The following is a 26447-nucleotide window of genomic DNA, read 5'->3' as shown; positions in this document are numbered from 1 at the left end:
TACTTACAGTATCTACAAAAGTATGTACTTTCAGGTAGACGATTCTCTTTACTAGTCATATAAATTCTTTTTGGGTCAATAGAATAATGCGACAAGCCTTGTCATCATCACCTTTTCAAGAGGGAGTCGCCGCCAACTTCCGCTTCCATCCTACGTTGATAGTGGAAGTACTTAGATCGCTCATTGTAGGTAGTATTTGAATTATTGTTTTGTCTTAACTTCTTTAGATACAAGTACTGAAGTTCAAAAAACCATTACAACACTTATTTCAATGCACAACAAAAAGTGTCTCCTCCTTACATTGCAAGGGATTGGAGCGTAGGAGGGGGCGACTCCGGGAGGATCAGCGTGAGCCTTGAGACCCTGGACGTAGCGCAGCGAAGGAAGCGGCTCAAGCCACGCCCTCCGGAAAGCGTCCCCTCCGAAGCGCAAATCCCCACCCCAACACTCTGCCAACTTTCAAATTAAGTAACCCAATGTAATCCAAACTACTTAAACGTTAAAGCTTCAAACAAGATAACCAAGCAAATCCATACCAAAAGTCCTTCAAAACCTTTATACAAAGCCTTCAAACAAATATGTCGAATGTTTGACAAAGAGAACACATTGTGAATTTATTCACTAGAATCAATTGACATCAAAAAGCCCCTATTGTATGCTAACAAAGGGTAAGATTGATAAGGAACTCATACATAAATTGAGTACAGAAATCATGTTTCAGAGGTTTCAAGTCTTCACTCAGAAACGCAAAATCCTAAAACTTTGTGGACGTCGCACATAGCAACGTCACCTGGTGAACGGAAAATTGCGATTCACTTACAATTTCCAGGTTCCTTTGCAAGGAATCTATGTCGTTGAAAGATGATCTAAACGACAAAGACTCATCTCTCGACAATTGTCGAGAACTACTGAACACTTCAGACGCTGTTATCCAAAATACGAATTGGGAGAATCGACAATGCAAAGTATGCAGGAAATTTTTACACAGCAAAAGAAGAGTTTCTTTTTTTTGCTTGCATTGTTCGTGCTCGGCTGGTTCTTCTTGGACTACCGTACCATCTTCGCGGGACTCATCTTAGGTTCACTTTTCGGAATGTATAACTTTTGGATTCTCGTTCGACGTATGGAGCGGTTTGACCGATCCATTACGGAGGAAACACGTGCGAAGTCACTAGGTATGGGCTTGCGTTTTGCATCAGGTGTAGGGGCTACGGCCATTGCACTCGTTATGCCGGAAGAGTTTGATCTGATCAGCACGGTAATCGGGTTAATGATACCCTACGCATTGCTGTTTACTGGTCATCTGCTGTTCCAATGGAAGCAATGACACTTTACTAGCAAGGGGAGGTGAACAAAAACGTGAATCATGAAAATCCACAGTTTATTTTATTCGGGATCGGGTTTAACCCATCGAATATACTGATGTTATTTGTAACGTGTCTGATTGTCTTCCTGATTGCAGTTGCATCTACGCGGCGGCTTCAAATGAAACCTACGGGTATGCAAAACTTCATGGAGTGGGTTATGGACTTCGTCAAAGGCATCATCAAAAATAACATGGACTGGAAAACGGGAGGCCGCTTCCACGTACTAGGCATCACTTTGATCATGTTTGTATTCGTTGCAAATATGATTGGACTTCCATTCGCAATCGTGTGGGATCACCAACTTTGGTGGAAATCACCGACAGCCGATCCAGTTATCACGTTAACCCTCGCTGCTACAGTTGTTGCGTTAACGCATTACTATGGTGTGAAACAACTCGGAATGGGCAAGTATTTGAAAACATACTTCCAACCGATTCCATTCTTGGCACCATTGAAGATCATTGAGGAATTCGCAAATACGTTGACACTCGGTCTTCGTCTTTACGGTAACATTTTCGCAGGTGAAATCTTAATTGGTTTGCTTGCAACATTGGGTGCTTCAAGCATCTTCGGTCTTGCCGGAGCTGTTATACCAGCACTTGCATGGCTCGGATTCTCGGTATTTATCGGGGCAATCCAAGCGTTTATCTTCGTTATGTTAACGATGGTCTATATGGCTCACAAAGTCAGCACAGACCACTAAACATATATTTACCCCGGAATAGGGGAACAAAACTACAAAGAATATTAGGAGGAAATACAAAATGGCAGGTATGGGATTATTAGCAGCAGCTATTGCAGTTGGTCTAGGAGCACTTGGTGCAGGTATCGGTAACGGTTTGATCGTTTCTAAGACAGTTGAAGGGATCGCTCGTCAACCAGAAGCACGTGGCGTTCTACAAACAACAATGTTCATTGGTGTTGCATTGGTAGAGGCACTTCCAATCATCGCAACAGTTATCGCGTTTATCGTAATGAACAAATAATTTTCGTAATGGTGGCGAAGCACGTAGAAATAGGTCTTCGCCATGCTTTATGTGGTAAAACATATGAATGAAATGAACATAGAATACATCTGCTTTGGCAGAAGAACGAAACAAAGAGTCATGAGCTCTTGAAGGGAGTGAAACAATCGTGTTGGATACCTTCGTCCTCTTATCAGCAAACGCTGACGCAGGATTTTTAGCTAGCTTAAACCAACGTCTGAACCTAGGCGACATTATCGTCACTGTAGTATTTTTCACGATTCTCATGGTACTTCTAAAGAAGTTTGCATGGGGTCCGTTAATGGGCGTGATGGATCAACGAGCGCAATTAATCGCTACCGAGATCGAACAAGCCGAAACAAGTCGTCAAGAATCTGCAAAGCTTCTTGAAGAGCAGCGTGCTCTATTGAAAGAAGCACGTGAAAGCGCACAATCTATTGTAGAAAATGCGAAAAAACAAGGTGATACTCAACGTGAAGAGCTGATTATGGCTGCACGCGCTGAAGCGAACCGTATGAAAGAATCTGCAACTCTTGAAATTGCTACTGAAAAAGAGAAAGCAGTTGCAGCAGTACGCGAAGAATTCGTATCTCTTTCTATCTTGGCTGCGTCTAAGGTTCTTGGGAAAGAAATTTCTGAGGAAGATAACCGCGCATTGATCGAAGAAACGATTGTGAAGGCAGGCGAAGGGCGATGAGCCAATCGGTAATCGCAAAACGTTATGCCGTAGCATTGTTTGAAGCCGCACAGGAAAAGCAACAAACTGTTTCCGTGCAAACTGATTTAAAAGAATTGCAAAAAGTCTTCGCTGCAGAAAAGCAGTTTGACGAACTATTAGTTTCGCCAAAGTTCTCACCAGAACAGAAGAAAGAATTGATGGGACAACTTTTCAATGGAGCAAATCAACTTGTCTTGAACACACTATATGTGTTGATCGATGCAGGTCGTATTGGAGAGATAGACAATCTAATCGAAGACTTCCTGGAACTTGCTAACGAAGCTTCCGGAGTTGCCGAAGCGAAAGTCTACTCTACGCGTTTGCTTTCTGATGAAGAAAGTTCAGCGATCTCTACTGCCTTTGCGCATAAAGTAGGGAAACAATCATTGCATATTCAAAACGTAATTGATCCAAGCTTGATCGGTGGCATTCGCCTTCAGATCGGCAATCAAATTTACGATAGCAGTATTAGCGCTAAGTTAGCGCGTCTTGAACGTCAATTAATCAATTAATTTGAATTAAGAGGGGTGACATACATGGGCATCAAAGCTGAAGAAATTAGCGGTCTGATCAAACAGCAGATCGAAAATTATCAGTCTGAAATGGAAGTAAGTGAAGTAGGTACTGTAATCCGTGTAGGTGACGGTATCGCACTTGCTCATGGCCTCGACAATGTCATGGCGGGGGAACTTCTTGAGTTCTCTACCGGCGTAATGGGTCTGGCACAAAACTTGGAAGCGAACAACGTAGGTATCGTTATCCTTGGGCCATACACAGACATTAAAGAAGGCGATGAAGTTCGTCGTACAGGCCGTATTATGGAAGTACCAGTCGGAGAAGAATTGATCGGCCGTGTCGTCAATTCACTTGGACAACCAGTTGATGGACTTGGTCCAATCAACACAACAAAAACTCGTCCTATCGAAAGCCCTGCACAAGGGGTTATGGCGCGTAAATCAGTTCACGAACCACTACAAACAGGAATCAAAGCGATTGACGCTCTAGTTCCGATTGGCCGTGGACAACGTGAATTAATCATCGGTGACCGTCAAACAGGTAAAACTACTGTTGCGATTGATGCAATCCTAAACCAAGCTGACCAAGACATGATCTGTATCTATGTTGCAATTGGTCAAAAAGAATCTACTGTTCGTGGAGTTGTTGAAACTCTACGCAGAAACGGTGCACTCGATTACACAATCGTAGTAACTGCATCTGCATCTAGCCCGTCGCCAATGCTATTCTTGGCACCATACACAGGTATTTCGATGGCAGAAGAATTCATGTTCGCAGGCAAGCACGTGCTAATCGTTTATGATGATCTATCTAAACAAGCAGCAGCTTACCGTGAACTTTCCTTGCTACTTCGTCGTCCTCCAGGTCGTGAAGCATATCCAGGTGATGTCTTCTACCTACACAGCCGTTTACTTGAGCGTGCTGCGAAGTTGAATGACGATCTAGGAGCAGGATCTATCACAGCATTGCCGTTCGTTGAGACACAAGCAGGAGATATCTCCGCTTATATCCCAACAAACGTAATCTCTATTACAGACGGACAAATCTTCTTGCAGTCTGACCTATTCTTCTCAGGTGTACGTCCAGCGATCAACGCCGGTCTTTCCGTATCCCGTGTTGGTGGATCAGCGCAAATTAAAGCAATGAAGAAAGTTGCCGGTACGCTTCGTTTGGACTTGGCAGCATTCCGTGAACTAGAAGCATTCTCACAATTCGGTTCGGATCTAGACCCTACGACAAGAGCGAAACTGGACCGCGGTCACCGCACAGTTGAAATCTTGAAGCAGGACTTGAACAAGCCGTTGAAAGTCGAATACCAAGTTATCAGTCTATATGCACTGACACGCGGTTACCTCGACGATATTCCAGTAAAAGACGTATTGCGTTTTGAAAGTGAAATCACTAGCTGGTTAGAATCCAACCATACGGAAGTGTATGATCATATCCGTACAACGAAAGATCTTCCAGCTGATGACGTAATGAGCGCAGCGTTCAACGAATTCAAGAAAAATTTCGTAGTTTCTGAAGCGTAATATTCCTTGAATGGATCTTAAAATAAAGGTGGTGAATAGCCAGTGGCGTCCTTACGCGAGATAGAAAGCCGTATTGCTTCAACAAAAAAGACGAGTCAAATCACGAGAGCGATGCAAATGGTATCTGCTTCAAAACTGAACCGTGCAGAAGTGAATGCGAAGAAATTCGTACCTTACATGGATAAAGTAGAAGAAGTAGTTGGTGCTATTGCAGCCGTAACGAAAGATTCCGGACATCCTCTATTAACAGCACGTCCCGTTAAGAAGTCTGCGTACATCGTAGTTACTTCTGACCGTGGTCTAGTTGGTGGATACAACGCGCACATTTTCCGTGCAGTTACCCGTGCAATCGAACAACGCCATAAATCGAAAGATGAAGTGGTCATTATCGCGATCGGTCGTAAAGGCTATGAATTCTTCGGCCGTCTGGGTTACCAGATCGAAGAAAGCCTGATCGGACTTTCGGATCACCCTCGTTTTGAAGAAGTAAAAGATATCGCGAATCGGGCTGTTGGCATGTTCACAGAAGGCGTTTATGATGAAGTGTTCTTGTATTACAACCACTTCATCTCCGCCATCTCCAACGAAGCAACTGAACGTAAATTGCTTCCACTCACAGATATTTCATCAGGTTCAGCTAATTCATCTTATGAGTTCGAGCCTTCAGCAGAAGCGATTCTCGAAACACTTCTCCCACAATACACGGAGAGTCTCATTTATGGAGCAGTACTTGATGGAAAAGCGAGCGAACATGCTTCCAGTATGACAGCGATGAAGACGGCGACAGACAATGCGTCTGATCTAATCGATTCGTTAACATTACAATTTAACCGCGCTCGTCAAGCAGCGATCACTCAGGAAATCACTGAAATCGTAGCCGGCGTAGCAGCACTCGAATAATAGATTTGAAACAGTAAGACAGGAGGGAAAAGCATGAGTAATGGACATATTCTTCAAGTTATGGGTCCGGTTGTCGACGTTAAGTTTGAAAACGGACAACTTCCAGCGATCTATAACGCATTGAAGGTTAATATCGATCGTTCCAACGGAGTGGTTGAAGTATTGACTTTAGAAGTAGCACTTCACCTTGGTGATGATGCAGTTCGTACGATTGCGATGTCCTCGACAGATGGTCTGAAACGCGGTACGTCAGTAATTAATACAGGCGCACCAATTTCTGTTCCAGTCGGCGACGTTACACTCGGACGTGTATTTAACGTACTAGGTGAGGAAATTGACCTGCGTGAGCCAGTTCCTGCTGATTCACAACGTGACCCAATTCACCGTTCTGCACCAACATTTGAATTCCTTTCTACAGAGGTAGAAATTCTTGAAACTGGAATTAAAGTAGTTGACTTGCTTGCACCATACATCAAGGGTGGTAAAATCGGACTCTTCGGTGGTGCTGGAGTTGGTAAAACAGTTCTAATTCAGGAATTAATCAACAACATCGCACAAGAACACGGTGGTATTTCCGTATTCGCTGGTGTTGGAGAGCGTACTCGTGAAGGAAATGACTTGTACTTTGAGATGACTGATTCAGGCGTTATCAAGAAAACGGCAATGGTCTTCGGTCAAATGAACGAGCCACCAGGCGCACGTATGCGTGTAGCACTTTCTGGCTTGACTATGGCTGAGTATTTCCGTGATGAGCAAGGACAAGACGTTCTATTGTTCATCGATAACATCTTCCGCTTTACACAAGCAGGTTCTGAAGTTTCTGCCCTACTAGGTCGTATGCCATCAGCGGTTGGATACCAGCCAACATTGGCAACTGAAATGGGTCAGTTACAAGAGCGAATCACTTCTACTAATAAAGGATCGGTTACATCGATCCAAGCAATCTACGTACCAGCGGATGACTATACGGATCCAGCTCCGGCAACAACTTTCGCTCACTTAGATGCAACAACGAACTTGGAGCGTAAACTTTCAGAGATGGGTATCTACCCAGCTGTGGATCCACTAGCTTCTTCTTCACGTGCATTGAGTGCAGAAATCGTTGGACCGGAACACTACCGTGTAGCTCGTGAAGTACAAACAACTCTTCAACGATACCGTGAATTGCAAGATATCATCGCAATCTTAGGTATGGATGAGTTAGATGAAGATGACAAGCAGATCGTTGATCGCGCTCGTCGTATTCAGTTCTTCTTGTCACAAAACTTCCACGTTGCTGAGCAGTTTACAGGACAAAAAGGTTCTTACGTTCCAGTTCCTGAAACAATCAAAGGCTTTGCTGAAATTCTAGAAGGTAAGTATGATCACTTGCCGGAAGATGCATTCCGTTTAGTTGGACGTATCGAAGAAGTAATTGCAAAAGCAAAAGCTATGGGTGTAGAAGTCTAAGAAAAGGGACCAGGAGGGAAAAAAATGAGTAAAATCAAAGTGAATATCGTCACTCCCGACGGCCCTGTTGTTGAAATGGATGCGAACATGGTGATAGCAGTTACCGAAGCTGGTGAGATCGGGGTTTTACCCGGTCACATCGCAATGGTCGCACCACTTCAAATTGGTGCACTTCGCCTAAAGACAGATGGCAAAACAGTAACAGTCGCAGTCCACGGAGGCTTCATCGAGGTCCGTCCTGAAGTGGTCACTGTATTGGCACAGAGTGCGGAACTGGCTGAGTCCATTGATATCGCACGTGCAAAGAAAGCTGCTGAAAAAGCTGAGCAAGATCTTCAGAAAAAAACTGATGACCTTTCCCATAACTTACACGAGCTTGATTTGAAACGTGCTATCAACCGCATGCAAGTGTATGAACAGCGTATGTAATCTATAACTAAAATGGACGGACAGACAATCTCTGTCCGTCCATTTTCTCTATATTCAAGAAAAAAGGAGTGGAATCAATGGACAGCATGCTAGGCAGCAATCCATTACTCGCGATGGTATCGCATATCTTCTTCATCGGCGTTAGCTTCTATGCACTACAAGCGATCTTGCCAGAAAATATCATACGAAAAAATCGTGTATTCCAAACACAACTTTTGTTTATTTTGCTAAGTATTGCTATCGGCTCGACCGTATCAAAATTCTTTTTAGACATATCCTATTGGTCAGGAAGATGGGCAACTTGGTTTTGATTTCCTTCAGCTGAAGCTCTACTAGCCTCACAACGGAAATCAGAACTCTAGCTGAAGGAAATTAAAACGAATAAGGTAAAGAAAGAATTGGTCAATTTATAAGCACCGTTGATTTCCGTTCCGGGCGGACGCGTTCTGAGGGCACGGCTTCAATCTCCTCGTCCGCTACGCTTCCTGCGGGGCTTTCAGCTCGCGCTGTTCCCGCAGGAGTCGCCGCCTGAAACGGAAATCAACTATATGTACTGCATCGCTATCTATTCAATACTAATAAGATGTACCTGATACTTTAATGATTAGAACAACCGTTCACACAATATCACTAGGATTGCAGTGGAAGACGGGGGACGACTCCGGAAAGTGTTCCCCCGTCTGCAACGAAAATCCCAACCAGATCAAAAAATTGGCTTTCCTCGCCACAACTCTGTAATATTCATGTAATAAAAATAACGGCAAACACGTGTAAAATGTAGGATTAACGGGTATTAGCAGTAATGTGGCTAAATAAATGGGTCATTTGCAATCACATTGTGTCATATCAAAACATATACTACATCACGCAAGAAATAACACAAAACTGCGCCGGAAGTTACTTGTTTAGTAAGGTTTTACAAGGTACAATAGTAGATGTTTTATATGTTAAATTTGAAAACTGACAAATGACTAGGCTTCAACAATGAAAATGTTTATAGACGATTTTTGATAATAGGCTGTGGATGAAGGATAAATTGGACTCGGAGGGGCTATTGGTGGAAAAAATTATTATTAACGGCGGACGGACTTTAAAAGGGAACGTACGTGTAGAAGGTGCGAAGAACGCGGTATTACCGATCTTGGCTGCTGCTTTATTGGCATCTGAAGGAGTGAACGTCATTCGTGATGTTCCTAACCTATCGGATGTTCGGACAATCAATGAAGTGCTAAAAAGTTTAAACGCAAAGATCACGCATGATCCGGAAAACGGGGAAGTCATCGTAGATTCACGTGGAAGACTGGCAGACGAAGCACAATTTGAATTTGTACGTAAAATGCGCGCATCCATTTTAGTAATGGGACCGTTACTGGCGCGTAACGGATTCGCACGTGTCGCATTACCAGGCGGCTGTGCAATCGGTTCAAGACCTATCGATCAACATTTGAAAGGCTTCGAAGCAATGGGAGCGGAAATTTCATTTGGACATGGACATGTCGAAGCGAAAGTAGATGGCCGATTAAAAGGCGCAAAAATCTACTTGGATTTCCCGAGCGTAGGCGCAACAGAAAACATTATGACAGCTGCTGCTCTCGCTGAAGGTACAACGATCATCGAGAACGCTGCGAAAGAACCTGAAATTGTCGACTTGGCGAATTTCATCAATGAAATGGGCGGTAAAGTAGTAGGTGCAGGTACGGATAACATTCGTATTGAAGGTGTAACAACAATGTATGCATCCACTCACCATATTATACCGGATCGTATCGAAGCAGGAACATTCATGGTAGCTGCAGCAATCACAGGCGGAGACGTCACGATTGAAAACGCGGTTCCTGAACACTCGACTGCTTTGATTTCAAAATTAACTGAAATGGGTGTAGTCATCACGGAATTGGATGAAGGGGTTCGTATCACAGCGAAACACCCACTTAAGGCTGTCGATTTGAAGACAATGCCGCATCCAGGTTTCCCTACAGATATGCAATCACAAATGATGGCATTGATGTTAACAGCTACCGGTATCGGTGTGTTGACTGAAACTGTATTTGAAAATCGCTTCATGCACGTGGAAGAATTCCGCCGTATGAACGCAGACGTAAAAATTGAAGGACGTTCTGTTATTGTTTCAGGACCTTCAAAAATCCAGGGAGCGGAAGTCGCAGCCACAGACTTGCGTGCCGCTGCATCACTCATCCTAGCCGGACTCGTAGCAGAAGGTATTACACGTGTGACGGAATTGGTTCACTTAGATCGCGGTTATGTGGACTTTGACAAGAAACTCAAAGCCCTAGGCGCAGACATAACACGTGTCTCTACTGAACAAGAAGTTACTGAATCTCAATTAGCATAATCTTCAAGACCATGGACAGTTTACTGTTCATGGTTTTTTCGATTTTTACAATGAATACACGATTGTTCGCTAACATATAGTCTAGTATGTACAAAAAACTACTCGTTTTATTCATTATTTTCACATTATTTATTATTCCTATTCTTGTAAGACAAGCGCCAGAGTTGAAACTGGTAGAACAGCGAGAGGAGAAGTACTGCGATGTGTTGATTACGGTCATAGGTGTGGACGAGCCGATTCCGTTAGAAGAATATGTTGTCGGGGTCGTAGCGGGAGAGATGCCTGCCGATTTTCATCCGGAAGCATTGAAGGCGCAAGTAATTGCTGCTCGCACCTATGCGGCTAGAAACACGGATAAAGGGGTCAAGCCTATTGCCAAAGACGTCTCTGCGCAAGTATATCGTACAGAAGCAGAGCGCAAAGAACGCTGGGGCAAGTCATTCAAAGACAATGAAAAGAAAGTCCGCCAAGCAGCTGAAGCGACGGAAGGTAAAATTATTGTATATGGAGAAGAAATTATATCTGCCATGTTTTTCTCTACATCTAATGGCAAAACGGAAGCCGCGCAAAACTTCAGCGGCAATCCGGTTGAATATTTACAAAGTGTAGATAGCCCAGGTGAAGAAGATGTGGCGCCAACCGTTGAGCGCAAGCAAGAATTAACATTAACGGAGTGGAATCGTAAACTCGGTTTCAATTGGAATGCTAACCAATTCCGCGAACTACAACTCGTGCGTAATCAAACGGGACGTGTTCAGAAAATCATCGCAGGCCCCTATGAAACGAGCGGACGACAGATCCGAGAAAAACTTCATTTGGCTTCCACCGATTTCAATATCGCCTATGACGTTAACAATCAAATCGTCCTTATTACGACCGTTGGTTATGGCCATGGCGTCGGGATGAGTCAGTATGGTGCGGAAGCTTTCGCGCAAAAAGGATGGACCGCCGATCAAATTCTGTCGCACTATTATACAGGTACAAAAATACAAAAAATAAATTTACCTGAAGATCGATGTTTAAAATCCCCGTAACTTGCAAAGAATGCAAGTGAGGTGATGAACATGCGAGAAGAAAAACCAAAGGCCCCTTCTCAGGAGATCAAGAAAACGAAGAACGGCTGGTTCTGGCCTGCCATTTATACGAGCGTAGCGCTTTTATTCATCGGCATGGTATGGGGATACACCGCATTGACGACGGAAGAATCTGCCCCGTCTGAAGTAGCAAAAGTAGACCAGCCAAAAGAAAATGTCACGGTAGAAACAAATGCATCAAAGGAAACACTGAAGTATCCATTCGATGAAGCAAAAGTAGATTCAGTCGCCATCTTACAAGAATTTTATGATGCAGAAGCAGACGAAGCCGTGCGTGAGAAAGCACTACTCGTATTCAACCAGACGTACGTCACCAGCAAAGGACTTTCTTTATCGATGGACGGTGAACCGTTCGAAGCTGTAGCGGCAATGAGCGGAACAGTCGAAGAAGTCATCGTGGACTCATTCAAAGGAACAGAAGTCCGTTTGAAACACGCGGACGGTAAGACGACGATCTACGGTTCGTTAACAGGTGTACTTGTGAAAGAAGGCGACACAGTCCAACAAGGGCAAGTGCTCGCGACAACGACTCAGAATGAATGGAATCCTGAAGCAGGCATCCACTTGCAATTCGAAATCCAGCAAGACGGAGTCGCCGTGAATCCACATGATTTCCTAGCATTTTAATAGGTAGCATCCAAGCCATTCCACCCCCTGGAATGGCTTTTTTCATATGTTGACACACGTTCGCATACACTACATTAGTCAAAGGAGTGAATAGAGAAAGGAAGAGGGCGTGCACGAGCAAATTAGAAAACGCTGCGTACGACTGGGCAAGCTACTGATCGAGACCAACTTGACAGTGCGCGCGCTAGCCAATGCGACCGGCTACTCCAAAAGTACGGTCCACAAAGACTTAACGGAACGACTACCGAATGTAGATCCATGCTTGTCACGGAAAGTCGCAGAAATTTTGGCTTATCATAAATCCATCCGCCACTTGCGCGGAGGAGAAGCCACCCGACAAAAATGGAAAAATGAAAACGAAGCACAAAAAGCAGATGCCTAGCCACACTGAAAATGAAGCAGTAATGTACTGTACCCATACAAGCAGCCTGAAATCATGAGCAGCTATCCAGATGATCGTGTATCTGGGTAGCTTTTGTTTGGTTATGTTTCTATGCTGCTAGCTATCCGCTCTATGCATGTCCGCGAGTGCTCTAAGCGTCATCCTATCCGCTCTATCGTCCGCGCCATCCGCTCAATCCCAGTCCGCGAGTGCTCTAAGCGTCGCCCTATCCGCTCTATCGCCCGCGCCATTCGCTCAATCCCAGTCCGCGAGTGCTCTAAGCGTCGCCCTATCCGCTCTATCGCCCGCGCCATTCGCTCTATCCCAGTCCGCGAGTGCTCTAAGCGTCGTCCTATCCGCTCTATCGCCCGCGCTATTCGCTCTATCCATGTCCGCGAGTGCTCTAAGCGTCATCCTATCCGCTCTATCGCCCGCGCCATTCGCTCTATCCATGTCCGCGAGTGCTCTAAGCGTCATCTTATCCGCTCTATCTCCCGCGCTATTCGCTCTATCCCAGTCCGCGAGTGCTCTAAGCGTCGCCTTATCCGCTCTATCGCCCGCGCCAATCGCTCTATCCTCGTCCGCGAGTGCTCTAAGCGTCGCCTTATCCGCTCTATCGCCCGCGCCAATCGCTCTATCTCCGTCCACAAACGCTCTATCACCCCACCAACCGCCTAAACCCACAAAACCATGTATAATAGACAACAAAACAACGCAACGGGAGGAATGAATCATGACAAAAAAGTATATTCTGGCGCTCGATCAAGGCACCACGAGCTCACGTGCTATTTTATTCGATAAAAAGGGTGACATCTTCCACACGGCACAACAGGAATTCAAGCAGTATTTTCCGAAGTCCGGCTGGGTGGAACATAATGCGGATGAAATCTGGAGTTCGATTCTTTCCGTCATCGCAGCTGTCATTTCTGAAAAAAATATTACCGCCACGCAAATCGAAGCAATCGGCATCACCAATCAACGCGAAACAACTGTCGTCTGGGACAAACATACTGGCGATCCGATTTATCATGCGATCGTTTGGCAATCCCGCCAAACTGCTGATATTTGCGAGGAGCTAAAAACCGCTGGACATAGTGAGCTATTCCGTAATAAAACCGGCTTGCTGATCGATTCCTATTTCTCCGGAACGAAAGTGAAATGGATTCTTGATAACGTAGAAGGCGCACGCGAAAAGGCGGAGAATGGGGACCTGCTGTTTGGCACGATCGATACGTGGATCATCTGGAAGCTTTCAGGAGGCAAAGCACATGTTACCGACTACTCAAACGCCTCGCGCACGTTAATGTACAATATCCACGAGCTAGAGTGGGACGAAGAGCTGCTAGACATTCTTGGTGTTCCTAAAGCCATGTTGCCAACAGTCTGTGAGTCATCCGAAGTCTACACACATACCGACGCCAAACACTTTTTTGGCCACGAAGCACCCATCGCGGGAATCGCGGGAGATCAGCAGGCGGCTTTATTTGGTCAGGCTTGCTTTGAAAGCGGCATGGTGAAAAATACGTATGGAACCGGCTGTTTCATGCTAATGAACACAGGAGAGAAAGCCGTAACATCTGAAAATGGATTGTTGACGACGATTGCTTGGGGGATCGATGGCAAAGTGGAATATGCACTCGAAGGAAGTATTTTTGTTGCGGGTTCCGCCCTTCAGTGGCTACGTGACGGCCTGCGTATGTTCCGTAATGCCTCGGAAAGCGAGAGCTATGCCAAGCGTGTAAAATCAACTGACGGCGTCTACGTCGTGCCTGCATTCGTTGGACTCGGCACACCGTACTGGGACAGCGATGTGAAAGGGGCCGTTTTCGGTCTGACACGCGGAACGACGAAAGAGCATTTCATACGCGCAACGCTTGAATCACTCGCCTACCAAACGAAAGACGTCCTCGACGCGATGGAAGCGGACTCGGGGATTTCATTGAAAACGCTACGGGTGGATGGGGGCGTTGTGTCGAACGATTTCCTGATGCAATTCCAGTCAGACTTACTTAACGTACCGGTCGAGCGTTCAACGATCAATGAAACTACAGCACTCGGCGCAGCGTATCTTGCAGGCCTTGCAGTAGGATTCTGGAAGGACCGCAATGAAATTGCAGAGTACTTATGTCTCGATCAACCGTTTGAACCGAATATGGAAGAAACTGTTCGCGAAGAACTTTATGCAGGTTGGCAAAAAGCCATTCGCGCGACAATTGCCTTTAAATAATTCTTTAGCCGCCGCTAACTTGCTGGCGGCTTTTTGATTTGTCAACCTATCGAACGATGTCAAATAAAGTAGAAATATGATATAATGAACAGCTAGAGAGTTTAACCAGACAGGACGGATGGGGAAGGGGATAGAGTCACGATGTTTTCGAAAGAAATTGGGATCGACTTGGGTACTGCCAATATATTGATATATATGAAAGACCATGGTCTTGTCATCAACGAGCCGGCTATCATGGCGATCGATAAACGTTCGGATGAACCGATAGCTTTTGGTATAGAGGCCAATCAAATGATTGGTCGTGCACCAGAACATATCCAAATCGTACGCCCAATGAAAGACGGGAACATTGCGGACTTCGAAATGGCCCGCGTATTGATTCAGCACTTCCTCGAGAAAGCGCAAGGAAAGGGCTTGCGTGGTAAACCCCATATTACGATGTGCTGTAAAGCGGATACGACCCGGGTAGAAAAAAGCGTCATCCAACAAGTAGTGATGGGAGCCGGAGCTAAACAGGTCGTGATCGAGGAAGAATCGAAAGTGGCGGCAATCGGAGCGGGAATTGATATTTCTAAACCTTCAGGCAATATGATAGTCGATTTAGGCGCCGGTACGACAGACGCGTCAGTACTTTCAATGGGGGAAATCGTATCCTTTAAAACTACGAATATCGGTGGCCTTTATTTCGATCAGTGCATTATTCAACATATACGAAGAAAACATGATGTATATATAGGCGAAAAAACGGCAGAACAAGTGAAAAAAGAAATCGGGCTCGTAATAATGGGCGGACAAAAGCCGAGCGCGATGAACGTGCACGGTAGTGACTTAGCGACAGGTATTCCGAAGACGATTGAAGTGACGGCCGAAGAGATCCATCAGGCATTACGTGTGCCAATCAGTAAAATCGTCCAGACGACAAAAGACGCATTGGAAGAAACGCCACCGGAGCTCGCTGCAGACGTAGCGCAGCGCGGCATCATTTTAATCGGTGGCGGCGCATTGCTTCCTGGGATCGATACCTTATTATCCGAACATTTGAAAGTCCCGGTTTTCATTGCAGAAAATCCGCTCACTTGTATTGCGCAAGGTACGGGTCTATTAATGAACAAAGCGGGTAAAGCCGCAACACGCATAAATTGACCTGCCATGCAAGCGGCAAGTAGTGTATACTAAAAAGAACGATTTATCTGAAATGATGATGCGAAGGAGTGAAATGAAATGTTTCGTGGTTTTTATACAGTAGGATCAGGCATGATCGCACAGCAACGCCGTACGGAAATGCTGTCCAATAATATCGCGAACGCCAATACGCCAGGCTATAAAGCTGAGCAGTCGACGATTCGTGCGTTCCCGGAAATGTTCATGTCCCGATTGGATTCGATGCGCGTACCGACGGAAAAAGGCTTGAGCTTCAATAACCTTTCCAAAGTAGGCGAATTATCGACAGGCGTCTATATGCAAGAAACCTTGCCTTTATTCGCGCAAGGACAATTGCGGGAGACTGAACAAAAGACCGATATAGCATTAATTGATGGACCGATGGAAGTGGACGAAGAAACCGGTGTTGCAGGAACAGTGTTTTTCACGCTTGAAGGCGAGAATGGCGGTCAATACTATACACGAAACGGGAATTTCGCTGTCAACGCAGAAGGCTACCTGACCAATCCATCCGGTCTATTTGTCCTTGACGATGCGGGCAACCGGATCGAACTGGCAAGTGACGATATTCGCGTGACGGATTCAGGCGTAGTTTTCGCAGGGGAAACGGAAGTGGCGACACTAGGGATTGCCTACTCTGACGGACCCAATGCGCTGTCAAAGCAAGACAATGGACTGTACACGACAACGGACGGCAATGCATTGCCAACTGGCGGCACATACTCGATGCAACAAGGCTATCTCGAAGATTCCAACGTCGATGCCGCGCGCTCGATGACGGATATGCTGACAGCTTACCGTGCATTTGAAGCCAATCAAAAGATTCTTCAAGCCTATGATCGCAGTATGGAAAAAGCGGTCAATGAAGTAGGACGAGTCAATTAATGACTACATATAGAAACATGCGAAAAGGACGTGACCTTTTATGATTCGCACGATGACCACCGCCACGAATACGATGAACCAGTTGCAGCAACGTCTTGACTTGATCGGCAACAACTTATCGAACGTCGGCACACATGGATATAAATCTTCGGACGCTACATTCCAGGAACTTTTATTCCAACAAATGAATAACGACAAAGCAGATAAAGCGGACCGTAGCTCAGATTTTGGCATCCGCATGGGTACCGGCGCACATCTTGGAAGCTTGCAGATGAACTGGAAAGTCGGATCGGTCCAAGTAACGGATCGTCAACTCGACTTTGCGCTGACGGAACCGAAACAACATTTTAATTTGATTCAGCCAACGGATAATGGGGAAGAAATCATATACTCGCGTAAGGGTAATTTCTATTTGTCACCAACTGCAAACGGCGACAATATGCTCGTCAATGAAGAAGGACTAGCAGTGGCGGATACAGCGGGACGTCCCATCGTCTTTTCTGGGCAAGCGACGGACTATCAAATTCGTCCTAACGGTGTATTGCAAGTCACTACTCCGCAAGGCACGCAGGACTTCAATCTCGGTGTTACGGTTCTTGAAAAGCCAGATTCGATGGTTCAGCTTTCCGCAACGAACTTCGGTTTGCCGACAGATCTCGCGGCACTAGGACTTGTAGCTAATGATTTGTTAACAGAAATGACCGGAGCGGGTCGAAACCAAATTGGCTTGCAAAATCAAGCACTCGAAACATCCAACGTAGAGTATGAAAAAGAAATGGCCGATTTGATTTCGACGCAACGTGCCTATCAATTCAATGCACGTTCCGTAACTATGGCGGACCAGATGATGGGCTTAATTAATGGCATTCGCTAACGCGTGCAATAGGAGTACTGACTATGAGTGAAAAACATACAAATTTTAAAAAAATAACAGAACCACTTTCCCCTGTGCAACCGTTTGAACCGTTGAAGACTAAGGAACCTGTAGAGCCAGCGAGCACACCGGAAATGGAAGATCCAATCGAACTGACAGAAACAGATCAGGACGTACCGACTGTAGCGGACGAAGTGGCTGTCACGCTGTCAGAGCCGCTTGTGACAGACGAAGTAGTTGGTGAAGACAATCAACCGATTGTGGAGCCGGAAGCTCTAGAAACAGCACCTGACGTCTCACAGCAAGAAGTAGAAGAAACGCTTCTAATCGAAACGGAACCTGTAAAAAAACTACCTGCACCAGAAGAATCCAACGCGTCGTTCTGGACGAAGATTCAGTCCAAATGGCCACGCAAGGAGCGCACTAAAAAACCTATGAAACCTGTAAGTGAAATGCGCTGGGTTCAAGTCCGTATGATTCCAATCTGGCTACGCATGCTGATTTTACTCGTGCTGCTCGTCTTGGCCGCTGCAGTCGGTGCAATGGTAGGCTTTAGTGTGATCGGTGACGGCACAGCAGCCGATGTCTTCAAAAAAGAGACATGGCAACATATTTTTGATATCATGAATGGTAAATAAGTACAGAAAGGTCTGACATCTTCAGAACCTCTGGAATAAAGGAGACACATTTCATGCTGAACGCTACACAAATACAAGAAATCATTCCGCATCGCTATCCATTCTTGCTCGTTGATCGCATCGAAGAGCTTGAAGAAGGTAAGCGTGCAGTCGGATTAAAAAACGTATCTATCAATGAAGACTTTTTCAATGGCCATTTTCCTGGCTATCCCGTCATGCCAGGCGTTTTAATCGTAGAAGCACTTGCCCAAGTAGGCGCGGTCGCTTTGCTCAAGAAAGAAGAAAACAAAGGTCGTTTGGCATTTTTCGCGGGTATTGATAATTGCCGCTTCAAACGCCAAGTAACACCTGGCGACACGCTTCGTCTCGAAGTAGAAATTGTTCGCTTGCGCGGAACGATTGGCAAAGGAAAAGCCGTCGCTACTGTAGAAGGCGAAGTTGCATGTGAAGCAGATATTACATTCGCACTAGGACCAGTCCAGGAGTAGTACTATCGTTTTGCATAACACGGAAAATTTGATATAATAATCATTGGAATGCCAAAATTGGCATACAGTGGGAGGGTACATTACAGCATGTTAAAGAAGCTTTCTCCGAATATAAAGAGCAGCATCACTCGTTCCATATCGCAATCATTTGAACAATATATGAGTGAAATCGGCTGGTCAGCAGAAGATTACAACATCGAACAATTTTATGCCAACTGGCGGGAATACATTACGACTAAAGCTCTTTGGTACGACAAGATTCCCGATGACATCAAAGCAGATCCCGAGTTCCATAAAGAATTAGCCGAGCGTGTAGAAGGAGTATTAATTCGTATCCTCAATGATCCGCCAACAGAAGAGCAGATCGCGCAAATCGAAATTCTACAGCAAAAACTTAACACTCATTACGATTATGGCTGTAAAGCGGAAGCTGTATACGTTCAAAACGTATTGGAAACGACGTCTAATCAGTCGGATAATTAAAACGAATAGTTCTCTCCTTTTCGCACAAGCTAACGAAGAACATACCGATACGTATGGTTCATAGCTCGTAAAAAAGGAGGGAATTTTTTTATGATCAGAAAAGCTCTGCCGGTAGTTTTTGCATCTGCACTCGTCCTAACCGCATGTAACACGAACAACGGCGCACTTCCAAGCAACAACGAAACGCCGATGCAAGATATGGAACGCGACAATACGCCGAACGGTAACAAGCGTATGGGTCCAAATCTTGACGGTCTGGATGACAACAATGACCGTGGTATCTTGAGGGACGAAGGAGATCGTATCATTGAGGATACACGCGAAGGGATAGACAGAACACGCGAAGAACTCCTCGATGACAATAACGAAAACCGCGGTGCACGCGACGACAACAACTTGAACGGCAACATGAACGGCAACGACGCTGCTCCAAACGGCGTTCTACGCGACGAAGATCGTAAAGTACGATAGATTCCAGCCACTATAAAAACGACCCTGCATATCGAATGCATGGGTCGTTTTTGTGTGTTAGGATTTGATGGTTTGTTTGCTCAATTAAGGTGTGGGAGTGCTCTATGCCGCATGCTATCCGCTCTATGTGGCGCGTTATCCGCTCTATGCGGTGAGTTATCCGCTCTATGCGGTGAGTTATCCGCTCAATGCAGCGAGTTATTCGCTCTAAGCGGCATGCTATCCACTCTATGTGGCGCGTTATCCGCTCTATGCGGTGAGTTATCCGCTCTATGCGGTGAGTTATCCGCTCAATGCGGTGAGTTATCCGCTCAATGCGGTGAGTTATCCGCTCAATGCGGTGAGTTATCCGCTCTATGCGGTGAGTTATCCGCTCTATGCGGTGAGTTATCCGCTCTATGTGGCGCGTTATCCGCTCTAAGCGGCATGCTATCCGCTCTATGGGGCGCGTTATCCGCTCTAAGCGGTGAGTTGTCCGCTCTATGGGGTGAGTTATCCGCTCTATGTGGCGTGTTATTCGCTCTAAGCGGCATGCTATCCACTCTATGTGGCGCGTTATCCGCTCTATGGGGCGCGTTATCCGCTCAATGCGGTGCGTTATCCGCTCAATGCGGTGCGTTATCCGCTCAATGCGGTGCGTTATCCGCTCTATGTGGCGCGTTGTCCGCTCTATGCAGTGAGTTATCCGCTCTAAGCGTCAAGTTACCCGCTCTAACCATCGCGTTACCCGCTCTAACCATCAAACTATCCGCCCTAACAAACCACCCAAACCCACCAAAAAACCAAAAAAAGCCACCCAAAAAAGGGCAGCCACCAAAAACAAAAACAAAAACACAATCACAACTTCGTCTTCTCATCAGGATCCGTGTCACGCTTCAACTTCGGTCGATCCCACATGCCCATCTCGAATTGCTCAAGCAACGCATCGCCCTCGAAGCCTTCATCCAGCAACTCCTCCAGCAAATGCTCTGCGTATTTCGAACGGGCGCGCTTCAAACGACCCTTCATCAAAACGGAAATCCGGTCGCCGATCTGACTCCAGTTTTCCACCGCCACATCGAACGAAGCGGGTTCATTGCCGGGATACGAAATGACGACGCGCACTGTCAGCAACGTCTCCTCGACCTTCCATTTATCCATAATGTCCTTATACTTGGCATCAATGAACAACTCAAGAACCCACAAACGATGACTGTTTTCCTGATTGATGATAATCCCGTCATACAGTGGAAATGCAAGCACACCATTCTCCTGCATCACTTCCACCGAAATCATCTTAAACGTCTTCAATCCTATCACCTCGGTACAATTTTCCCAAGTATAGCATAAAAATCTCACAATACTCGAAAATTCAATAATGCATTACGCAGGATCCACATGAAACCTTATCAACACAAGAAACTCCGAAAATCACGTCCAATGAAAATTGAAAAAGCTATACGAAAACGGCATCAAAATTCAATTTTGCCACTTTGCTTGAACTACCCTTTGTAGATTACGATAAGGGTAGCACAAAGAAGGGAGGGACAAACTCTTGAACCAAGTGGCTTTAGTAGGGCGTATCACCAAAGACCTCGTATTAAAAGAACACGCATCTGGACGTGTCAACACCACGTTCGTCCTCGCTATCAATCGCAGCTTCAAAAACGCCAACGGAGAAGTGGCAACCGATTTCGTGCCGTGCTCCGTTTGGGGGCGATCCGCCGAAAACCTAGTCCGTCACTGCGGCAAAGGATCACTCATAGGCGTCAGTGGAAGTATTCAAACTCGGAACTACGAACGGGAAGATCAGTCGAAAGTGTACATCACAGAAGTCATGTGCAACGACATTCGCTTCTTGTCAAAGTCACCCAAATCTCAACACGCCGAAATGAAAACGCATTCATCTACTGAGCCGAAACGTTTTGAAGAAGCGAAAACAGCAGAAACCGCACTTCCAATTTTCTAACACCAGCCTAAAACGAAAGGGGAGGAGACGAAGGCTGATCCGCCGTCACGCAGCCACTGTCGATCAACTCCTGATCCATTGGCTAACACACAATTGAAGAGAAACGAAAAAAGAGAAAACAGAAACGACACTACAAGCATATTCGCCAACTAGCAATACCCAATCGGCAGAAGCAAGAACGAGTGGGGACTCGATCCTCTGTGATGCCGGGAGTACATTCAGCATAGGAACTGAATCGATTTTACGCCAACTCATCCGTCGTCCGTTTTGCTGGAGACCACTTCCAAAAGACGGACTGACGGAATACATACCCGCCCATAGAAAGGAAGAAGCCCCATGCCAACCACTTCTACCGTTGTACACAAACAAGATATCGAGCGCCTAGAAGACCAGCTCGGTCAGCTAATCCGTATCATCGCAAACTTAAACGAGCGCATCAACTACCTCGAAACAATCAAAACCAACCCGTTCCTCATCCCCTCCAAATCACAATAAAAAGACTTGCATCATGTTCGATGCAAGTCTCACTCAATCAATTAAACGTCAGCAAATCCTCGAGCTCTCGATCATTGAGCTCCGTCAACCACTGACTCGAATGAATCAAATCAGCTGACAAAGCCGCCTTCTCGACGAGCATCTCGTCAATCTTTTCCTCGATTGTCCCGACCGTTACAAATTTATGCACATGCACAAATTTGGTCTGCCCGATACGATACGCACGATCCGTTGCCTGGTTCTCCACAGCCGGATTCCACCAGCGGTCTGCGTGCAATACGTGATTCGCCTGTGTCAAGTTCAAGCCGGTGCCCCCAGCTTTCAACGACAGGATGAAAATCGGGAATTCCCCGTTTTGGAATGCCTCAACCAATGCATCACGCTGTCCCTTCGGCATACTACCCGTCAAGAACGGCACGTCGATTCCATGTAATTCAGACAAGCACTGACGGATCATCTGCCCCATACCGATGTACTGCGTGAAGATTAAGCATTGCTCCCCATTCGCCGCAATCTCCGCTGCCATGGAGACGATTCGTGCCATTTTATTGGAACGCTTCGTCAACTCGGCGGCAGGAGCTGGCGGTTCTTTTAAGAATAATGCTGGATGGTTACATAACTGCTTCAAACGACTGAGCATCTTCAAGATCAAGCCTTTTCGCTCAAACCCTGTCAGTGTTTCAAGATTGAACTTCGTCTCCGAGACAAAACTCTCATACAATGCAGCTTGCTCAGTAGTCAGCGGTACATATTCATTTTGCTCGAGCTTCTCTGGCAAGTTCAAGCGCAATTCCGGATCATTCTTCGTCCGGCGCATCATGAACGGCTGGATTCGCGCACGCAATTTCCGTTTCTCCGCTTCGAGATCATCTCGCTCGATCGGCACGATGAACTCTTCGCTGAATTTACGGAAACTGCCGAAATAGCCTTTATGAATGAAATCAAAAATAGCCCATAACTCCGATAAACGGTTCTCGATCGGCGTACCCGTCAAGGCGATATGATGTCCACCGCGCAACTTGCGAATTGCTCGTGACTGCTTCGTCTGCAAGTTCTTGATATTTTGCGCTTCATCAATCGTCACATTCGCGAACTCATACACCGACAGCATCTCGGTATCTTGTGTGGCGGTACCGTATGTCGTCAAAATAATATCCGCTTGACGCGTGCTCATGATATCCGCAAATTGATCCTCGCGCGCACGATTCGTTCCGTAATGTACGTGTACCGTTAGCGAAGGCGCAAAACGCTCAAGCTCCTTCTGCCAGTTCCCCATGACACTCGTCGGACAAATGATCAGCGAAGGGGAGTCCGTTTCCGGTAAATCATGCACATACAGCAAATACGCAATGAGCTGCACAGTCTTACCAAGTCCCATATCATCCGCAAGCACAGCACCAAACTTATTATCCCGCATGAAATGAAGCCACTCGAAACCTTCCTGCTGATACGGACGCAACTCCGCATGCAACGTTTTAGGCACGGGAACAGGAGGCAAGCCTTTCTTGTCATGCAACATATTCATCACTTTACGTAACGATTGCTGCATCGAGAACGCAACGAGCGGATCGTCTTCTTCCTCTTCCTCAAATGAAGGCGCAATCTCTTCTGGCACTTCATTGAACAGCAAATCCTTCACCGTCCACTCGCCGTCGTCCACTTGCTCCATCAACTCACGAATCCGTTTCAGCCATGCCGGATCCAAATGGAACCACTCATCGCCTGCACGAATATATTCTCGGTTCTCATCGACCATCTTCTGGAACTGGTCTTTATCGATCTTTTCGCCAGCTAATGAAAACTGCCAATCAAACGACAATACTTGATCGAGACTGGCGGACGAACGGTACGACTGCATTCCTGCAGAGGTACGAATCTTTAACTTCGTCTCTGTCACCGTCTTCAACCAAGCCGGTAATATAACGGGGTAATCAAACGCCTGACAAAGCGGCAGATCTTCCTGAATGAAAATCCGCACTTGCGCATCATTTAACGGCACATGCATAAACTGTCTTGGCTCATACCATTCGACCGAACGGAAAATCCCGACCATCTCGGATTGACGCTCTTCAATCTCTTCCGCATACTCCTTGCGTTTCGCTGGTAATGCATTTTCCATCGAGCCCGCAATTTTACCAATCGCCGGCGACCATTGCGCCCCGCGATCACTAATCAAGATCGTCTCAAGCAACCAATCCGTTTCATCGATATCCGGCTCCGTCAAACGTAATGCTACGCGGAACGGTAACTTCGACTTTTCGGTATTCGGCCACCCATACTGCTGGAAGTGAGGTAACAAAGCAGGGAAGTCCGCCATCGAAACACCAAGCGTCGCCAACTGTCCGCGCATCGCAAGCGAAATATAGCGTCCAGCTTGCTCAGATAAATGGGTCTTGTCGAGATTAAACGACAGTCCAGACTCCGTCGCTTCCACATATGAAAACAACGCAGGGTCGTTCCACAACGTCGCGGCTTCACGAATGTCTGCCAATACTTGTTCATCGTCAGAAGTCGCACCCGAGTATTGCACATACGGATGACTGCCAGCCGAAAACAAGCGCAGCAACATATCGATCGATACGTCGAGCCAATTATCTCGCTGCTCCACTAACATTCCATACATCGTCGGTTCATCCGAATAAAATAAATACGACACCAACATGTCCGCGTCGATCTTGCGCGTTTCTCCTTCGACATTTGCGGATACGATGAACACGCCATCCTGTCCTTCTTGTAACGTTAACTCTAATGAAAGTTGTAAGATGTTCGAATCGGTCATAACAGTAGATTTCCTTTCTCCATCTCTTCCATCAGTGCACGCAGACGTGGGAATTGCTGGCGGACTGTATGGACATAACGGTTCCAAAATTCATTGCGGCCATCGCGCTTCGCAGCGGTCTTCATCTGCTTCCACAAACGCACCGCACGACGATAGCTATCACGATTTTTCTCTTTAACTAATTTCAAGGCCTCAGCATGCATAAGAGGGAACACGGCTTGTGAATCTTCCGCCAGTGCCGTCTTTAGCGCCGAGCCGTCAATCATATCGACCGATCCGCGAGTCAAATGCATAAGCGCAGCCCATTCTGAGTAGCGATTGCGCTCGAATAAAAATTTGCCATACGCACGACTCGCTTCCGGACCGTACGATTGGAATAATTGATCACGCTGCTCTTCCGGCACGTCAGAAAGTGACAGTAATTCATCAATATCTTCAGCGAAAGCCGAACGATTACGCGCTGCCAGTTGCTGATAATACTCGCCCAAATGCGGAAGCAATTTCAGCATGATCGACTGTACGATATCAAAGTCTTCATCTTCCTTCGCATAAAGCGCAAATGCCAACCACTGAGGAACTGCGGTTGCATCTAAATTATTCAGCTCCTGATCAAGTTCATCAAAGCGACCTGACGTCAAGTAGAGGAACGCACGAAATAACGGCGCATCCTCTGCCGTTTCTTTCTCCAAGCGCTCAATTTCTTGTGTCAATTCCGCTTCGTCTTCGTAGAGCTCAGTATAGACAAGACGGAACGCTTCAAAACGCTTCGAGAACAATCCTTCTTCGTCTACTGCGAATGAATGGATTAAATCCTTCAGCTTCGTATGGAAGGCGTCCGTTTCAAATAAACGTGATTTCGAACTAAGTTGCTTAATACCCGCTTTCATTTCGGACATCTGTTCATTGAGCCAGATCGTCAACTGCCATTTGCCGTAATGATAGGAATCATTGGCGGATAGTTCATTTTTTAGGAACGGCCAAGCCGCCCGCATTAGTGTCAGTTGATAGTACAGCGAAAAGAGCGGCTTCCATTCCCATTCAAAAGGAGAAAGCCGCGTCTTCTGATGTTCGATTTTTGAAGCGTAATGCAAGAATCCAGTCGGTCCGTCACTCGGATTTAACTCGGTGAGCGGCTTCACTAATGCGGATAATGCAGTCAACCAAGCTTCCGGTGTCCGTTCACTGATCGATAATTGCGTTTGCACAGTTCCTGACTGGCGCCACGTATTCAGCCAATCGGATAATGAATGAAACTGCGAATACAAATGAAAGACCACCGCGATCTGATGCGAGCACCAATCTCCGCCAGCACATGTGCAGTACGGTTCCATTGTTTGGAAGGAAAGACGCGCGAATTCAGACTCGGTACCCGAAATATTTGCCATTAACGATTGCTCGGTTTCCGTGTAGCGATACGCACCAATTGCGTTCATACGTACAAGTGAAGCCGCCTTGCGTATAATTTCCGCCTGCTCAGGGACAGACGGCTGAAATGTATGTTTAATATGGTTCATGAATTCTTCGATTTGCGATTCGTGCATATTTGCGATTCGTTCAATAGTGATGGCCACCGAATCCACTCCTTACTTAAGCATTCCTCCTATTATACCGTTTTTATCAATCTTTTACCACAACTTGAGGAGCT

Annotated in this window: 29 protein-coding genes; 26 read left to right on the top strand and 3 right to left on the bottom strand. The window is 46.1% G+C overall.

Annotated features, from left to right (window positions below; all coding sequences use genetic code 11):
• The first annotated feature begins 958 nt into the window (after positions 1–958).
• From CSV69_RS10435 to CSV69_RS16820, 24 genes are all read left to right on the top strand, one after another.
• Positions 959–1327 (top strand): ATP synthase subunit I, encoded by a 369-nt coding sequence (locus CSV69_RS10435; protein ID WP_085428152.1) that lies wholly within the window; start codon positions 959–961, stop codon positions 1325–1327.
• A gap of 32 nt (positions 1328–1359) precedes the next feature.
• Positions 1360–2070 carry a F0F1 ATP synthase subunit A gene (gene atpB / locus CSV69_RS10430; protein ID WP_083034955.1) on the top strand — a complete coding sequence of 237 codons (711 nt, stop codon included), beginning with the start codon at positions 1360–1362 and terminating at the stop codon, positions 2068–2070.
• 70 nt (positions 2071–2140) lie between these two features.
• Positions 2141–2353 (top strand): F0F1 ATP synthase subunit C, encoded by a 213-nt coding sequence (atpE, locus tag CSV69_RS10425; RefSeq protein WP_029053447.1) that lies wholly within the window; start codon positions 2141–2143, stop codon positions 2351–2353.
• A gap of 145 nt (positions 2354–2498) precedes the next feature.
• A complete protein-coding gene (gene atpF / locus CSV69_RS10420) occupies positions 2499–3050 on the top strand; it encodes a F0F1 ATP synthase subunit B (RefSeq protein WP_369823302.1) in 552 nt (183 codons plus the stop codon).
• The gene (locus CSV69_RS10415; RefSeq protein WP_085428154.1) at positions 3047–3583 is read left to right on the top strand and encodes a F0F1 ATP synthase subunit delta; all 537 of its coding nucleotides are present in this window, start codon (positions 3047–3049) and stop codon (positions 3581–3583) included. Before atpF ends, CSV69_RS10415 begins: the two co-directional genes overlap by 4 nt.
• Before the next feature lie 24 nt (positions 3584–3607).
• Positions 3608–5119, top strand: a complete 1512-nt coding sequence (atpA, locus tag CSV69_RS10410) for a F0F1 ATP synthase subunit alpha (protein ID WP_099625047.1) — start codon at positions 3608–3610, stop codon at positions 5117–5119.
• A 42-nt stretch (positions 5120–5161) separates the two neighbouring features.
• Positions 5162–6019, top strand: coding sequence for an ATP synthase F1 subunit gamma (gene atpG / locus CSV69_RS10405; RefSeq protein ID WP_099625048.1), 858 nt, complete (start codon positions 5162–5164; stop codon positions 6017–6019).
• Positions 6020–6052: 33 nt separating this feature from the next.
• Positions 6053–7468: a F0F1 ATP synthase subunit beta gene (gene atpD, locus CSV69_RS10400; protein ID WP_085132717.1), complete on the top strand. Its 1416-nt coding sequence runs from the start codon at positions 6053–6055 to the stop codon at positions 7466–7468.
• A gap of 24 nt (positions 7469–7492) precedes the next feature.
• Positions 7493–7897: a F0F1 ATP synthase subunit epsilon gene (locus CSV69_RS10395; RefSeq protein WP_085428157.1), complete on the top strand. Its 405-nt coding sequence runs from the start codon at positions 7493–7495 to the stop codon at positions 7895–7897.
• 77 nt (positions 7898–7974) lie between these two features.
• Positions 7975–8208 (top strand): DUF1146 family protein, encoded by a 234-nt coding sequence (locus CSV69_RS10390; protein ID WP_085428158.1) that lies wholly within the window; start codon positions 7975–7977, stop codon positions 8206–8208.
• Positions 8209–8954: 746 nt separating this feature from the next.
• Positions 8955–10250 (top strand): UDP-N-acetylglucosamine 1-carboxyvinyltransferase, encoded by a 1296-nt coding sequence (gene murA / locus CSV69_RS10385; protein ID WP_085428159.1) that lies wholly within the window; start codon positions 8955–8957, stop codon positions 10248–10250.
• Between the two features lie 86 nt (positions 10251–10336).
• Complete coding sequence (spoIID, locus tag CSV69_RS10380) at positions 10337–11284, top strand: stage II sporulation protein D (RefSeq protein ID WP_085428160.1); 948 nt, start codon at positions 10337–10339, stop codon at positions 11282–11284.
• Positions 11285–11314: 30 nt separating this feature from the next.
• Positions 11315–11971: a M23 family metallopeptidase gene (locus CSV69_RS10375; RefSeq protein WP_199170408.1), complete on the top strand. Its 657-nt coding sequence runs from the start codon at positions 11315–11317 to the stop codon at positions 11969–11971.
• A gap of 109 nt (positions 11972–12080) precedes the next feature.
• Positions 12081–12353: a sporulation transcriptional regulator SpoIIID gene (locus CSV69_RS10370; protein ID WP_085428161.1), complete on the top strand. Its 273-nt coding sequence runs from the start codon at positions 12081–12083 to the stop codon at positions 12351–12353.
• A gap of 733 nt (positions 12354–13086) precedes the next feature.
• On the top strand, positions 13087–14580 hold the full coding sequence (gene glpK, locus CSV69_RS10360) for a glycerol kinase GlpK (protein WP_099693374.1): 1494 nt from the start codon (positions 13087–13089) through the stop codon (positions 14578–14580).
• A 141-nt stretch (positions 14581–14721) separates the two neighbouring features.
• Positions 14722–15723: a rod shape-determining protein gene (gene mreB, locus CSV69_RS10355; protein WP_099693373.1), complete on the top strand. Its 1002-nt coding sequence runs from the start codon at positions 14722–14724 to the stop codon at positions 15721–15723.
• A gap of 78 nt (positions 15724–15801) precedes the next feature.
• A complete protein-coding gene (locus CSV69_RS10350) occupies positions 15802–16626 on the top strand; it encodes a flagellar hook-basal body protein (RefSeq protein WP_085428165.1) in 825 nt (274 codons plus the stop codon).
• A 40-nt stretch (positions 16627–16666) separates the two neighbouring features.
• The gene (locus CSV69_RS10345; RefSeq protein WP_099693372.1) at positions 16667–17500 is read left to right on the top strand and encodes a flagellar hook-basal body protein; all 834 of its coding nucleotides are present in this window, start codon (positions 16667–16669) and stop codon (positions 17498–17500) included.
• Positions 17501–17523: 23 nt separating this feature from the next.
• Positions 17524–18138 (top strand): DNA-directed RNA polymerase subunit beta, encoded by a 615-nt coding sequence (locus CSV69_RS17160; protein ID WP_232319525.1) that lies wholly within the window; start codon positions 17524–17526, stop codon positions 18136–18138.
• A 53-nt stretch (positions 18139–18191) separates the two neighbouring features.
• On the top strand, positions 18192–18626 hold the full coding sequence (gene fabZ, locus CSV69_RS10335; protein ID WP_085428167.1) for a 3-hydroxyacyl-ACP dehydratase FabZ: 435 nt from the start codon (positions 18192–18194) through the stop codon (positions 18624–18626).
• Between the two features lie 87 nt (positions 18627–18713).
• A complete protein-coding gene (locus CSV69_RS10330) occupies positions 18714–19109 on the top strand; it encodes a hypothetical protein (RefSeq protein WP_233192364.1) in 396 nt (131 codons plus the stop codon).
• Positions 19110–19199: 90 nt separating this feature from the next.
• Positions 19200–19580 (top strand): hypothetical protein, encoded by a 381-nt coding sequence (locus tag CSV69_RS10325; RefSeq protein WP_099693370.1) that lies wholly within the window; start codon positions 19200–19202, stop codon positions 19578–19580.
• Between the two features lie 232 nt (positions 19581–19812).
• A complete protein-coding gene (locus tag CSV69_RS10320) occupies positions 19813–20001 on the top strand; it encodes a hypothetical protein (RefSeq protein ID WP_099693377.1) in 189 nt (62 codons plus the stop codon).
• A 126-nt stretch (positions 20002–20127) separates the two neighbouring features.
• Positions 20128–20274 (top strand): hypothetical protein, encoded by a 147-nt coding sequence (locus tag CSV69_RS16820; RefSeq protein ID WP_158232652.1) that lies wholly within the window; start codon positions 20128–20130, stop codon positions 20272–20274.
• 143 nt (positions 20275–20417) lie between these two features.
• On the opposite strand, the gene CSV69_RS10315 is transcribed toward CSV69_RS16820, so the two are convergent.
• Positions 20418–20870, bottom strand: a complete 453-nt coding sequence (locus CSV69_RS10315; protein WP_099693369.1) for a YwpF family protein — start codon at positions 20868–20870, stop codon at positions 20418–20420.
• 253 nt (positions 20871–21123) lie between these two features.
• On the opposite strand from CSV69_RS10315, the gene CSV69_RS10310 reads away from it, so the two are divergent.
• Complete coding sequence (locus CSV69_RS10310) at positions 21124–21528, top strand: single-stranded DNA-binding protein (protein ID WP_233192365.1); 405 nt, start codon at positions 21124–21126, stop codon at positions 21526–21528.
• A 336-nt stretch (positions 21529–21864) separates the two neighbouring features.
• Positions 21865–22023 (top strand): hypothetical protein, encoded by a 159-nt coding sequence (locus CSV69_RS17040; protein WP_198166162.1) that lies wholly within the window; start codon positions 21865–21867, stop codon positions 22021–22023.
• Positions 22024–22060: 37 nt separating this feature from the next.
• Here the strand turns inward: CSV69_RS17040 and CSV69_RS10305 are convergent, their stop codons facing one another.
• Both CSV69_RS10305 and CSV69_RS10300 read right to left on the bottom strand, forming a co-directional pair.
• Positions 22061–24802, bottom strand: a complete 2742-nt coding sequence (locus tag CSV69_RS10305; RefSeq protein ID WP_099693367.1) for a DEAD/DEAH box helicase — start codon at positions 24800–24802, stop codon at positions 22061–22063.
• The gene (locus CSV69_RS10300) at positions 24799–26373 is read right to left on the bottom strand and encodes a hypothetical protein (protein WP_099693366.1); all 1575 of its coding nucleotides are present in this window, start codon (positions 26371–26373) and stop codon (positions 24799–24801) included. Before CSV69_RS10300 ends, CSV69_RS10305 begins: the two co-directional genes overlap by 4 nt.
• Between the last annotated feature and the right edge of the window lie 74 nt (positions 26374–26447).

Origin of the sequence: Sporosarcina sp. P26b, assembly GCF_002743245.1 — a bacterium.
In the GTDB taxonomy this organism is placed as follows: Bacteria; Bacillota; Bacilli; order Bacillales_A; family Planococcaceae; genus Sporosarcina; species Sporosarcina ureae_C.
Note: the sequence above shows the minus strand (reverse complement) of the source record. Positions and strands in the feature narration are given on the sequence as shown.